At 48.0% G+C, this 14,087-nt stretch carries 12 protein-coding genes; 1 reads left to right on the top strand and 11 read right to left on the bottom strand.

What is annotated here, in order from left to right; genetic code table 11:
* Nucleotides 1–238 precede the first annotated feature (238 nt).
* Together L975_RS18675 and L975_RS01910 are read right to left on the bottom strand one after the other, a co-directional pair.
* The gene (locus L975_RS18675) at nucleotides 239–1,687 is read right to left on the bottom strand and encodes a chitinase (RefSeq protein ID WP_010863714.1); all 1,449 of its coding nucleotides are present in this window, start codon (nucleotides 1,685–1,687) and stop codon (nucleotides 239–241) included.
* A gap of 269 nt (nucleotides 1,688–1,956) precedes the next feature.
* The gene (locus tag L975_RS01910) at nucleotides 1,957–2,604 is read right to left on the bottom strand and encodes a CatB-related O-acetyltransferase (RefSeq protein ID WP_047706880.1); all 648 of its coding nucleotides are present in this window, start codon (nucleotides 2,602–2,604) and stop codon (nucleotides 1,957–1,959) included.
* 290 nt (nucleotides 2,605–2,894) lie between these two features.
* On the opposite strand from L975_RS01910, the gene L975_RS01915 reads away from it, so the two are divergent.
* Nucleotides 2,895–3,371: an ecotin gene (locus tag L975_RS01915; protein ID WP_047706882.1), complete on the top strand. Its 477-nt coding sequence runs from the start codon at nucleotides 2,895–2,897 to the stop codon at nucleotides 3,369–3,371.
* Between the two features lie 130 nt (nucleotides 3,372–3,501).
* Here the strand turns inward: L975_RS01915 and treC are convergent, their stop codons facing one another.
* The 9 genes from treC to L975_RS01955 form a co-directional block, all read right to left on the bottom strand.
* A complete protein-coding gene (gene treC / locus L975_RS01920) occupies nucleotides 3,502–5,214 on the bottom strand; it encodes an alpha,alpha-phosphotrehalase (RefSeq protein ID WP_047706883.1) in 1,713 nt (570 codons plus the stop codon).
* Nucleotides 5,215–5,289: 75 nt separating this feature from the next.
* Nucleotides 5,290–6,714 carry a PTS trehalose transporter subunit IIBC gene (gene treB, locus L975_RS01925; RefSeq protein ID WP_047706885.1) on the bottom strand — a complete coding sequence of 475 codons (1,425 nt, stop codon included), beginning with the start codon at nucleotides 6,712–6,714 and terminating at the stop codon, nucleotides 5,290–5,292.
* A gap of 164 nt (nucleotides 6,715–6,878) precedes the next feature.
* Nucleotides 6,879–7,826, bottom strand: a complete 948-nt coding sequence (treR, locus tag L975_RS01930) for a trehalose operon repressor TreR (protein WP_047706887.1) — start codon at nucleotides 7,824–7,826, stop codon at nucleotides 6,879–6,881.
* A gap of 88 nt (nucleotides 7,827–7,914) precedes the next feature.
* Entirely contained in the window at nucleotides 7,915–8,685 is a 771-nt protein-coding gene (locus L975_RS01935) for a class I SAM-dependent methyltransferase (RefSeq protein ID WP_052181200.1), read from the bottom strand.
* A gap of 154 nt (nucleotides 8,686–8,839) precedes the next feature.
* The gene (locus tag L975_RS01940) at nucleotides 8,840–9,220 is read right to left on the bottom strand and encodes a hypothetical protein (RefSeq protein WP_047706888.1); all 381 of its coding nucleotides are present in this window, start codon (nucleotides 9,218–9,220) and stop codon (nucleotides 8,840–8,842) included.
* 420 nt (nucleotides 9,221–9,640) lie between these two features.
* Entirely contained in the window at nucleotides 9,641–11,296 is a 1,656-nt protein-coding gene (locus L975_RS01945) for an FUSC family protein (protein ID WP_047706890.1), read from the bottom strand.
* 11 nt (nucleotides 11,297–11,307) lie between these two features.
* Nucleotides 11,308–12,297 carry an HlyD family secretion protein gene (locus L975_RS01950; protein ID WP_047706891.1) on the bottom strand — a complete coding sequence of 330 codons (990 nt, stop codon included), beginning with the start codon at nucleotides 12,295–12,297 and terminating at the stop codon, nucleotides 11,308–11,310.
* A gap of 9 nt (nucleotides 12,298–12,306) precedes the next feature.
* Nucleotides 12,307–12,516 carry a DUF1656 domain-containing protein gene (locus tag L975_RS17480; protein ID WP_071596476.1) on the bottom strand — a complete coding sequence of 70 codons (210 nt, stop codon included), beginning with the start codon at nucleotides 12,514–12,516 and terminating at the stop codon, nucleotides 12,307–12,309.
* A 392-nt stretch (nucleotides 12,517–12,908) separates the two neighbouring features.
* A complete protein-coding gene (locus L975_RS01955; protein WP_047706893.1) occupies nucleotides 12,909–13,931 on the bottom strand; it encodes a Gfo/Idh/MocA family protein in 1,023 nt (340 codons plus the stop codon).
* Nucleotides 13,932–14,087 lie beyond the last annotated feature (156 nt).

Here is a 14,087-nt window from a genome sequence, read left to right on the forward strand (position 1 = left end):
AAACGATTTTATAAATTGTGATGATATCACCATCAGTTTATTTCGCTCTGTAACAATACATCTTTAACATTAAGTGGGAGTGAGAGATAAATCCAGTAACCGAAATTCAGTATGCCTTTTCTAAATAGGAAAAGGCGTCGATTGACGCCTTTCATACACAATGAGCCACAACGCATTGATTATAAATCATATTGCTCAGGCCATATTCAACGTAAGTTCGATATGGCCTTGTGGTACGTTACGCTGTCACAACTGCCCATGCGCCGCCTTTGCTAGGATCATCCCCTTGCGTCCACCACTTGGCCTGATAAATCACGCCCTTATAGCTGACTTTATCACCCGCGTTGTAGACTTTGCCAGCCTCCCAGCCAGCCACCCCACCCACTGGCGGCTCACCTGGATTAACCGGCGGAGGATCTAACTTCTCGACAACTCGCACCTTCGGCCAGCTGGCGTGTGAGCCGTAGAAGTTCGTGACACACTTCTCGTAGTCGCCTTTCACCAGCGCAGAATACGCCGTTTGGAACCCGACTAATTCACATTCAAACGAGTAACCACCCGGACGGTCAGCATAATACTTCCAGTTACCATCCCAATTGGTATACAGCACATCGGTTGCCCCGTTCAGGTTCAAACTGCCGTACGGTGTTTGCTGCCAGCAAGTATTTTTCTCATCCGGCAGCTGCGGAATTTGATAGTGTGCCGCCAGCCCTTCCCAATAGCGGATCCGGTTCACTGGCTGGCCTTTGTCTTTATTGTGCTCGCCGCACTCAATGCCGCCGTTGATAATATTGATGGTGGTACCAAAGCCGTAGCCGATTCCGGCATCCAACTCACGCTGAGATGGCTTCCATGTCCGGTCAACCACATGCAACATCGATGGCTTCGGTGCCTGTGGCGTCAGGAAAAACCAGATAGCCGAGGCCAAATTGAGCCACGAGTCAGCCACTCGCCCCGGTTCGTTCAGCAGCACAGAGGCTTTGCCATCGAACATGGCTTCGGAAAACGCGCCGTAGTTAAAATGGTATGACAGCTGCTTCGCGCCACGACCAAAATAACCTTGCCCAGTTGCACAAGGCCACTTCTTGTTTTGCCAATCATTCTGACCACAGCCGGTGGTGTAACCGGTTTGCCCTTCTGACCAGCCCATCTCGCGCACATGCACCAGCGCCTGTTGCCACTCTTCTAGCGCCAGCGGGTTATCGGAAACATTATCTTTCGCGATGTGTCCGCCGGTCTCCTGAGCAAAGTGGGCAAACATAGTGATGATGGATTTTTTACAGATCGCATCCGCATTGCGGCCATCGGTGTAGTCACTGCAAAACGCAGGGAATTTCCCTACTGCGCGCAAGAAGCGCACATACGTGTATTCCGGCGCCGCCATTTGAGTTAAATAGGCCCACTCATGGGCAGGGAATACACGTTCGGCGCGTTTAACGTTGTCTGGATTACTGGCCAACCCGGGCTCGATGGCATCCACAATGGTATTTGGGCGCGTTGCCAGTGACTGGGCCCAAATCGCGTACATCGGGTTAGCAGTCTTTTGCTGTTCAACGGCGTTGATATCAGCAGTCGCAATCACGTAACCGCCGGGGGTTTGTGGATCAGGTTGGATATTCATGGCCGCCAAGGCGGGTAACGAGCATACCGAAGCAACCAGTACCGCGGCGCGAGTCAGTCGAAACATAGGGTACGTCCTTGTATAGAGCTGCTTGTAAAGAGCTACTTGTTAAGGGCTACTTGTTATGAGCTTGAGGTTGGCTTAAGACTCACAACGAGTCAGTAAGACACTCCAGATCATAGGTCTCTTCTTCCTATGCTTCACAAGGAAAAACCATCGGCATTGCGGTTTTGCGAAGTGATTCACCGCACTCGCCCTGCAAGATTACAGAGCGATACATGCAAGTAAAATCGTCTTAAAATCATTATGTTAAACACAGCTTTTTTACAGCGTATTTACGATCCAAACCGTGTTTTCTGCTCGTAACAGGCCTCGGCTTCGACCAACCGCTGAATGTCAGAGGCACACAAATAAGGCTTTAACGCTGCAAATTTTTCCTCTGGCCAATCATAGATATTGAGTGCCAGTAACGTAGCGATAGTATCAGGATCAAAGCGGTATTTGACGACGCTAGCCGGTGAGCCAGCAACCACACTGTAGGGCTCCACATCGCGGGTCACCACACTGTTTGCCGCCACTATCGCGCCTTCACCAATCCGCACACCGGGCATAATCATCGCGCGCATGCCCAACCATGCACCATCCCCGATATGTGTGTCGCCTTTGCCGACATACGAATCTACGATGGTGTCCATAAAGGGATATAAGCAAAACCAATCTGCACGATGGGTATGATTCCCGCCCATCAATATCACGACTTCCGGCGCAATGCAGACATAGTCACCAATATAGAGCTTGTCGATTTCCCACAATGAATCCCACTGCGAACTGATTTTATCCCCGTACAAATACCGCACAGCCGATGCTTCAAAGCCCGTATCCCAACAATCACTGTAATAACTGTGTTTGCCTTTAATCACAATATTCGGGTTCGTGACTACTTCATGTAACAGCTGTATTTTCGACCAATGTTTTTCCTGCATAACGCCTTAATACCACGTAATTCGTTTTCTATAGCCTAATATTAAAGCAGATAAGTGCTGCTGAATTGTCCTTTTGTATAGTTTTGTATAGCTATTGGGTGAGGCGCATGCTTTTATGCTATAAATCCAAACACAGGGATAACATCGGTGAGCAGTATTTACTCTGCACATTCACTCGTTCTTAACCTGTTTTGTCTGATATTTGGTCAGACAGCGTTATTTTTTACAGGGAATGAAAACCGGTTACCGATCGTGGGTATCCCCTCTTCTGTTTTGTATAAGGCTTTAACATGAAAAAATTATTTTCCGCCATGGCTGTGTTACTTGCTTCTTCCATTCTGCCAGCCCATGCAGCAGACAATATGAAAGCGTTCCCGCCTGCAGAGGCCGGCCAAGTCAGACATGTTTTACAACTGCCGACTCGCAGCAATGAAGCCGACTTCAAAGTACAGCTGATTGTGGGCAAAAACGCGCAAGTGGATAAAGCGAATACCTATTTCTTCACTGGCAAGGTTGAAGAACAGATTATTGATGGATGGGGTTTCCCACGCTATGTAGTGAGCAACCTAGGCCCAATGGCTGGCACGCTGATGGCGGTAGACAGCAATGCGCCAAAAGTGACGCGCTTTGTTTCCTTAGGCGGTGAGCCATACCTGATCCGCTACAACAGCCGTCTGCCAATCGTGGTGTATGCACCTGAAGGGGCAGAAGTTCGCTACCGCATCTGGAGCGCCGCGCCTGACGCCACCGTGATGCCACAAGGCTAATTATGCTGCATGAGTCATGCTTCATAGCGCAAATACGCTCGCTGAACGCATGACCCGTGATTTTAACGAGCCGATCTAGGTTCCCTAACCAACTAGACCGGCTCTGTTGTTATCGTCTCACTCGCACCACTTAGCTCGATTCAATCAACCAGATCGCCGACTCATACGGGCGTAATTGACTGCTTTGTGGCTGCGTTGGGGTATCCGCATAGTTGCTGAGTAAAAGTTGGCTACGTGGCGGTATGATTGACTGCGTTTCTGACGGAGCTGGAACAGCGTTCTGCCCGCCAAGGTGACTTGGCAACACAAAATCTACCGGCTCACGATAGAAATTACTCACCACCAACAGCGTCTGTCCTTGCCACTGGCGAGTGTAAGCCCAAATTTGGTGGTGCTCAGGCAGCAACTCTTGATAGTCACCGAGCGTGAAGATCGGATGCGCTTTACGCAGGCGGATCAAATCGCGGTAATGCCAGAATACCGAATCCGGATCGGCTTTCGCCGCAACCGCGTTAATCTCGGTATAGTTGGCGGCAGGTTTTAACCACGGCGTACCTTGGGTAAAACCGGCATTAGCATCCGCGCTCCATTGCATCGGCGTACGCGAGTTATCACGCGAGCGCGCGGCTAAAATTGCCAAAATCTGCGCGTCATCCATCCCCTGCGCCTGTTTGATGGCGAAAATATTGTGGCTTTCCACATCCTGATAATCATCAATTTGCTGATAACCCGGATTTGTCATTCCCAACTCTTCACCTTGATAGATATACGGCGTGCCTTGTAATCCATGCAACGTGCTCGCCAGCATTTTGGCCGCAATTACGCGAAACTCACCATCCTCACCAAAGCGCGACACGATGCGGGGCTGATCATGATTGCACCAAAACAGCGCCGACCAACCTTTTCCGTGCATCCCGGTTTGCCAATGGTTAAAGATGCGTTTGAGTTCGAGAAAATCAAACGGCGCACACGTCCATTTATCGCCATTCGGGTAATCCACTTTCAGATGGTGGAAGTTGAACACCATCGACAGCTCGGAGCCATCCAGCGCGCCATAGCGCTGACAATGTTCCAGTGATGTAGAGGACATCTCACCGACCGTCATCACCTGTACTGGCACAAACACTTCGCGGCTAAGCTCCTGCAAGAATTCATGGATACGAGGCCCATCGGTGTAGAAGCGGCGGCCATCACCTATGTCATCATTCGGGAACGACTGATCTTTGGATATCAGGTTAATCACATCTAACCGAAAACCATCCACGCCCTTTTGTGCCCAAAAATGGATGACCTTTTTCACCTCGGCCCGCACCGCCGGATTTTCCCAATTCAGATCCGCCTGCTCACGCGCAAACAGATGCAGATAAAATTGGCCAGAGGCTGCATCCCACTCCCAAGCACTGCCACCAAATTTGGATTGCCAGTTATTCGGCACATCGCCAGCCACCGGATCGCGCCAGATATAGTAATCACGATACGGGCTATTTTTATCCGCCATAGCCGCCCTAAACCATTCGTGCGCCGTGGATGTGTGATTGACCACGATATCCATCACAATCCGCATTCCACGTGCATGCACCGCGCTTAGTAGCGCCTCGAAATCGGCCATCGTGCCGTAGGCCGGATCAATGCGATAGTAGTCAGCAATGTCATAACCGTTATCCACTTGAGGTGATACATATACCGGCGTGAGCCACAGCGCATCAACGCCCAAGGTTTGCAGATAATCGAGACGAGAGATTATCCCGCGTAAATCGCCGGTGCCGCGCGCCCCACTATCCTGAAAACTCTTCGGATAGATTTGATAAATCACCGCGTTCTGCCACCAAGGTATTTGACTCATAACGCTTTCTCTTCAATAAGTAGCGAATTTAAATACGGTTAAAGACGACCTGCTTGGCCGCCTTTAACCATAGAACTACGACTCCGATTGCATCAGCGTACCGGCTGCTTGTTTGCGCTTATACACCAGCATGGTCAACAAAATCGGCACCACCACGGCCACCAGCATGGCGACCGCGTACACCAACCAAAAACGCGGCTGGATAGATAAGATGCCCGGTAAGCCGCCCACACCAATACCGTTCGCCATTACACCGGCTAAACCGCAAATCAGCGCTGCACAACTTGAACCAATCATGGCGCACAGCATCGGGAATTTGTATTTCAAGTTAATCCCGTACATCGCCGGCTCTGTCACCCCCAGATAACCAGAGATCGCCGCCGGAACCGAGATTTCACGCTCATTGGCCTTACGGCTCATGAAAATAATGCCTACCACCGCTGAGGCCTGCGCGATATTAGAGAGCGCAATCAAAGGCCAAATCGGCGTACCGCCGATGCTTTGCATCAACTGAAGATCAATAGCGTTAGTCGTGTGGTGAATACCGGTGATCACCAGCGGCGCATAGATAAAGCCAAAGATCGCCGAGCCAATCGGCGCAAACGTGCCGGTCATCGCCGCTTTAGCTGCAAGCCCGACACCATCACCAATCCAACGCCCAAATGGGCCAATCAGGGTATGCGCCAAAATCACTGCCAGCAGCAAAGAAACAAACGGCACAATCACCAGATACAGATAGGCAGGAATAATGCGTTTGAGGTTCACCTCAATCCACGCCAACGCCACCCCAGCCAGCAAGGCGGGGATAACCTGCGCCTGATAACCAACTTTATCGATCGCAAAGAAACCAAAATCCCAAACCTCTGGAATTTGCTGTCCAATGGAGTACGCATTCATTAACTGCGGCGACACCAACGTCACCCCGAGCACAATACCGAGGATCTCAGAGCCGCCCATTTTCTTCACTGCCGACCAACACACGCCAACCGGCAAGAAATGGAAAATCGCTTCACCCAGCAGCCAGAGAAACGAGTTCACTTGCGCCCAGAATGGGCTGATTTCGGTTAAAGTGTGACCATCAAACATTTTGATGTCGCCAATCACATTACGAAAACCGAGGATCAGACCGCCAGTGATAATCGCTGGCAGCAGCGGGACAAAAATTTCCGCCAGATGGGAAATCCCACGCTCCAGAAAATTCATGTTCTGACGCGCCGCCTGCTTCGCCGCTTCCTTACTGCCACCGCTTACGCCCAGCTCTTGCGTCAGCGCCTTGTACCAATGATCGACCTCATTACCGATCACCACCTGAAACTGCCCAGCATTGGTAAAGCAGCCCTTCACCGCAGGGATCGCTTCGATAGCCTTGCTGTCTGCCTTGGCAGGATCGACCAGTACAAAGCGCAGCCGGGTCAGACAATGGCTAACCGTGGCGATATTCTCTTTCCCACCGATCTTCTCAATCAGCTCGGCCAGATGTTGTGCATTGATTTTGGACATGGGTCTTCCCTCTGTAAGTCCACTCGTTATTGATGTGCATCGCTCTTCAGTTCCACTGCTAATAAGCATGGCTGGAAATGGGAAAAAACAAAATGGGAACGTTCCCATTTTGGAGCTATCATCACACGAAAGCGAATTTTTTACTCAGACAAGGGTGATCTGCTTCACGATACGCAACAAGGCGCAATGGTGGTGGATGGTGCACATGCCTGCTCAATTTGACCGAGCAGTTGCCGCGCAGCTTGCTCGCCCGCACCTTTGTAGCCCAAATCAATGCTCAAGGCGTTCGGGAACAAAAAGGTGAGCATGCGATTATTGCCAAGGCCGGTAACTTTAACATCGCTACGGCCTTGTTCTTGCAGGTATTTTGCAGCGCCTAACGCCAAGGTGTCACTGGCACAGACCAGTGCTTGTGTGCTGGCCGTCAGCAATTGCGCAGCCAGCCGATAGCCACTTTGTAAACTAAGATCGCCGAGTGCGTAGCGCGCTGAAATGCCGGTCTGCTGACAATAGGCCAAGTACGCATCCAAACGGCGCTGACCGGTGGTCAAATCCGTGGTATCTACGCCGAGATAAGCGATGTCATGTATTCCACGGCTAACCAATTGGTTCAACATGGCGGTCACCGCGCCGGTATCATCAAAGCAGACCGATGAGAACCCCGCCGCCTCTCGTGCCACCAGCACCAGCTTATGTTGGAAAGGTTGCATCGCCGCATAATCCAGATCGTTAAAGGCGAACAGGATGATGCCATCCACTCCGCGTCGCTCAAGCACCGCCAAGTGCTCCAGAACTTTATCTGGCGCAAACATACTTTCCATCAACACGGCGTCATAGCCACGTGCATACAGCACTTCCAGCATGCCACGAACGGCTTGGTTTTCAGAGCCGGAATCCAGACGGGAAACAATGATGCCAATCACTTTTTGGCTTTGGCTACGCATGGCCTGAGCGGGTTTGCTTGGCACAAACCCGTGCTCAGCAATCACCTGTTCAACCCGTTCACGCGTCGCTGGCTTTACCAGAGGATCTTGATTGATCACCCGAGAAACCGTCGATTTGCTAACGCCACTCAGACGGGCAATATCAAGGATGGTCAGTTTTTTATCCATTGTCAGATTCAGCGATTCATAAAAGGCCAGTGATGCGATTATAGGGATGCGCGAGGACCAGTGTCAAAATAGCACCTCGCCAACCCCCTCACGAATCACCAATGGTTGAGACTCGCCGCTCAGGCTCGCAGCCAGCCAAAACAGACGGCTGATAGGTTGAATAGTAAATATCCACCTTGATTGGATGCGTATCCCCCTTGTGATTGAGCGCCTGCACCACGGTGGTAAACGTGTTGTGTGCACCAAAGCGAGCAATCAGCTGCTGGTAACGTCGCGATGAAGAAAAAAGCACATGCGCCAACTGCTCTGAAGTCATCTCGAGCGTCAGCTGCTCTTGGCGCACCTTGGTTTCATGTAATTGCGCGCAGCCATGAAAATTGATGGCATGATCGTAAGTAGAAGGAACTGGCGTTTCCGAGATGCCTAGCGACACCATCACATCACGTAATAGCACCTCAAAGTCATACACCACGATCGTGGCATTGGGCCGACATACGCGTACTAATTCTTGTACCAACGCCGATGATTTAGCGTAGGACAAGGAGCCAGCAAAAGTCACGATATCTACACTGCCATCAGATAACGCAATATCTTCGCCCGTTCCTTGTAGATAGGTGATCCCCGCCGCCTCTGATGCTTGTTCTAACATCGCCGCACTCGGATCGATACCGAAGGCTTGCACGCAATAAGGCTTTAATGCCTGAGTGGAAAGACCGGTACCACAACCAATATCAACCCCACACGCCACCTTATATTCTGCATAATCTTCGGCTAATGCCGCAGCTAAGATCTGTTGATGTAATGGCGGACGGTATGCCGCATAGTGTAAAGACACCTCGTTATCGTACTGTTCGCTCACAATAATTCCTTGATATTGATGCCGACCACGCAGGTCTAGTTCCGGTTATTGTTATCTCTATTATCTTTCACTGCCAGCAATAAAATTGCCTTCGCTGGCAAGCAAGGCTATACCATCAGCAATCTTGCAAGGCGTGATCGGGCGCAACAAAGCGTCATATTGCTAGGCGTAGTATCAAGATTATGTATTCAATCAGCATGTCGCACATATGATGAAAATACCGTTTATCTTGACCGCATTGACCTTCACTACCGTATTTACTGCTCAGCCTGCTCTTGCTCACCATGGCGATCATTTGCAGCATCAGCGCCCCTGCTCCGCTGAACAATATCCCCCTGTGCGCTGTAGAAATACCATCTCCGACAATCAAAATATTCAGCCTAACTGCCGCCCTAATACGCCCTGTTTGCCACGGTGGCACAACACCAAGCAACACGTGAATGATGACAAATATTATCGCCACCACAGCCGCATGATGAATTATCACGACGCAGAACTCTCCGATCTTCATGAGCGATATCACGCTGACCATCATGACACCAGTATCAATCCTACCGACTCATCTACGAAATCAGGTTAATACGCGCAGGATGAATCTGACGTCGTATTTGAAATTAGTTATGGAATGAATAATAGAATGGTTCAGTTTCACCGTATATTTCGGAGGAATGCGCATGGCCGGACTGTTTTTTATTGTCAGTATCCTGCTCATGGTGCTCGGTTTTGCATGCAATTTTTGGCTAGGATGCCTTAGTCTGCTGCTCGTTTGGTATGCCAGTACACGTAAAGGTAGCGGAGACTTTCGTTGTGCTCTGCGGTGTATATTGCCCTTGATCATCACTGCCGTGATCGTTTTGCTATGTTCATTTATACAATGAACATAGCAAATGGGCGTAATAAATACGCCCAACACACAAAAACAATACTTGCTTATTATTGCTAACTAACACGAACATCACTCTCGCAGTTCTCTTTTTATCTCACCCCAACGCTGTATTCTTGTTAGCATCAAGGGGATAGACGCCACCTTATTACGCCATTTTTGCTGCTGATTACTATCCAGCTTGTTATACATGCTAATAATAATATCGGTACGTCTTTCTAAACGTGCTAATGTCTTTACGCGGTTATAGTTTTTATCGGTTAAAAACCGACGACGCTCTTTCACCCATCCTTCTATCTGGGCTTTCAAGCGAGTCTCCGTATCATTAACCACAAATAGCGTCAACGCCGCCACGCTGATCAGTAATACGGCAGCAATAACAAAAACAAACGTCACATAACTTTCGAAATAACCATCGCTAGGCACATAGTTTTTACTGTTAGAGTTAACCATGACCGCCGTGGCAAATGCCATGAAAGAGATGGCCTGCATCTGATATTTGCCGTACATCAAGAATGCGAGTGGGAAAAAGATCATCACCATTCCCAGCCAAAATGCCTCAGCATTATGTAAGTTTGGCAGCAAGAAGATGAATATCGGAAATGCGTATACGGTGCCAACAGAAAATCCGATCGCATAGCTTTTAGGTGACATCCGCTCACCGTACTGACAGCTCACTAACAACACCGCGGTCAATAACATGACCACGCCGCCGCCCGGCCAACCATGACGCCACAACACCATCGCGGTAATAGAGCTGATGAAAAATAAGAATGAACTTGTGAGTGGAGAATCCGTGCCCGCACTAAACATCCTATTCTGCCATTGCCATCTAAAACGGCTCATCTCTGAGGTCGTCATGTCTTTTCTGACTAGCTCATCAAAATCGTCTTCAATTAGACGGATCAGTGAGCCATAACGACCATGTGCTTCTACTCCTAAGCGCGGCAACTCTTGATGATCTTTTACCGCAATGAGGGAATTGATTACCCACTCTTTGACCGGCGCTGTTAAAGCATGCTGCATTTTTAAGGAATACAAATGACGACCTAGCTTCTCTAACGCATACACTCGATTAATCACGTTAAAATCACGCGAGTAGACCGCACGGTAATCGCTGTAATTGGAGGATAACATGGTTCGAAAAGCTGAAATTTTCTGTACGAACGCTAAAAAAACATCTACCGGATCGCCATCATCTTTATCCAAGATATCTTTTAAATTGCTCAATAGCCCATGATACTGCTTTTGCAGCGACTCAATATATTCCAATGGCCACAACGCACTAAATACAAATATAATAGTCGAACCAATAAATACACAGCCTACCCGATCAAATAAGACCGGAAATGCTTTATCTGGCTGAGACACCGACGCACTGAATACAATCACAAAACCGATGATAATCCAACGCCACATGTCCTTATAGAGAAAATTGGTCAAACTGATATAGGTGCACACACCGCCAAACAGTGCAGCCGCAAGCATAATGGTCACCGGGTCTTCCGCTAACCACCACACCATAAAAAATGCCGCAACACCACCTGCAAAGTTACCGACGATCCGTTGCCACCACTTAGCCTGAATCTCACCAATGGTGCCGAGTGATACCACTAAGACACTGGTAATTGCCCATCCTGGCGAATGCATGCCTAACCGAATCGCTATATAAAATGATAATAATATAGCAATGGTTAAACGGGTGGCCTTCAAAATCTGCAATAGCATAATATCTATCCTTATTTAAGGATTTTTACTGTTGCACTCTGACCAGGAATGAAATGAGACATATCACTTTCCGAATCAAGATGAATATTCACAGGAATATTTTCAGCTAAGCGAACCCAGTCAAATACTTGTGGAAGCTGAGAGATTAACCCCGGGTTAGGTAGTTCTTTTGAGTTTATCGCCGCACCAACGCTAGATACATGACCTTTATATCCTACACCGGCATCTGACATTAAATAGACTTCAGCTTTATCACCAACACGAATACCATCAATAACAGTTTCAGGGAATGCACCTTCAACCCACATATTCTGAGTATCCACTTCGGCTAAAACAGCGCTGCCGGGATGAACGTAGTCACCCTGATTCAGGTTCACAGTCGCAATCTTGCCGTTCACAGAGGCATAAACATTAGTTCGAGACAAATCTAATTCTGCTTTCGCTAACTTCGCTTTTGCCGCCATCAACTGAGCATTCTCTGCCCCTAAGGCTCCGCGTCGAGCAATCGCTTGTTGTAACTGAGCCTGCGCAGTTGCGACATTACCGCGACTTACATTTAAATCGGTTTCTGATTGTTGGAAATCATTCGTCGACACAAAGCTATTTTGTTTTAAATTTTTAATTCTATTAAAGTTAGACTGCGCATAACTATACTTATCTTGCGCATTTTTCAACGTAGCTTTAGCCGAAATAATTGCAGCATCTTGCTCCAACAATTGTTGTTCTACATTAGCCAAATTTGCTTTCGCAGTTTGTACCTCAAGCAGATAATCACTATTATCGATTGAAAATAGCAACTCCCCTTTCTTGACTTGCTGATTGTGTTTAACATTGACAGCGGTGACTACACCACTGACTTGTGGTGCCACGTCAATAATATTAGCTCTTACAACACCATGACGCGTACTCAGTTGATGATTGTACTTATAAATGCCAAAAATCACGATCAAAGATGAAAATATAGCAAATAAAACTGTCCGCGAGGCTTTACTCTTAAACATTTTTACCTCTCAAAAAGATAATGTCACGACAGTCAAGATTGAATACACTGCAGCTGCATATAGCCATATAATCAATCGAGGATGCCAAAAATAATCCAGCAATTTATATTTAGCCGCAACTCTAATTGATATCTGCGTTATAAAAAAACAGAGTACCCCAAGCACAACTAGCTTAGGAATAAACATATTCAAAACGATTACATCATTAAACAGGGACATTCAGCATTCCACTTGACCAATGCAACATCATTGACTATACGTGCTTAGTATAGCCTGACTTTTTGCAATTCGATTATTTTTAATCTGGTTTTAATTCTTTGCAACAATTTCCATGCCAGAATCGCTTTCTGACAAAGAAATAATCACGGAGTGAAACAACTTCCACGCATATTCAGAGAGAGGCGTCACATAAGACCATATCGATAGCTACAATTTCCCTATTAAATGCCAACGAGAATGTTGCAATCGCTATAGATAGGATTTGAGACATTTCATTTGCTGAAACTAAAGTGCTATACATGAAAGCGCTATGCATAAAAGCGCATGGCTATGTATTTTCCTCCTCACCGCATCAAATAATGACAGTGCGACATGTAAATGCTATTCTCAATCTAGTTACGCGCTAAATATGAAAATCCATGCTCGAAAAGTGCCTTTTCCATAAGAGCTATCACTGCACGCGAAGTACTGGCAGGGATTAATTCTGAGCATTGAGCGTTGTTTTGTACTAATGCAGAAACATGTTCTATCTCATAGGCAAAGCCACCGCCTAGCATAGGAGCTTCAATCGTGAACTCTTTCCCCTGATAACAAATTTCAATGTGGCACGGATTCCACCATTTTTCGCGGATCACAATGTGTACATCCGGCCCCTTCAGTACAGCCTCACGGGGTAAATGACGCGTTATCGAGGCGCACAGCGTTCCGGATACCGTGGCATGTTGCGCACCGGCAAAATGAAACGTCACATTTTCATCCACCTCAGAGGTCGGATTATCACGGGAAATTGTCACCACCGGTTTGATCAGCGTTTTTTGCATCAAGTGACATAAATCGCCGTATAACCACAAGGCATACACGCCCACATCTAACGTTGCGCCGCCACTGAGCGCGGGATTGAATAGCGATTGCTGCGGATCAAATTCATGGTAATTGCCAAACGAGGCTTCTATCGACGTCAGGGTAATGTGGTTATCATTGATAAAACTCCGCAATGCCTGATAAGCCGGAAACGTCACCGTTTTCATCGCTTCCACCAGCAGCAATCCCTGACGCTGTGCTAGCGCCGACATCTCATCCCAATCTTCGGTATTGGTAAATGCCGGTTTCTCAACTAGCACATGTTTGCCGTGCGCTAAAAATAACGCGACCAGACTTTTATGCAGCGGATGGATAGTCGCCACATATACCACATCAATCTCGGGATCTTGGGCCAATGCAGTATAAGTGCCGTAACTTTTCGGGCTTTGGTATTGCTCTGCAAACGCGGAGGCGCGCTCTAGGTCACGTGCGGCAACGGCATGTAATTCCCCGAGGGTGACATTGTGCGTTAAATCTTTAGCAAAACGATGCGCAATTTTGCCTAATCCCGCAATTCCCCAGCGCACTTTTCTGACGACGTTCCTGACTGTCATAACTATTCCTAAGCGGTATTAGCTCTAAACGGTATTAGCCCTAAGCGGTATTAGCCATTTTTTAGCACATGCGAGCATATGCAACAGCCGCGCATAGTACGCGTTTATGGCCGAGCGGTACTGTAACAGACCTCTCACTCTTATCCTTTTGCGCAG

The organism is Plesiomonas sp. ZOR0011, assembly GCF_000800945.1.
GTDB classification, from domain to species: Bacteria; Pseudomonadota; Gammaproteobacteria; order Enterobacterales; family CAMTGL01; genus Plesiomonas; species Plesiomonas shigelloides.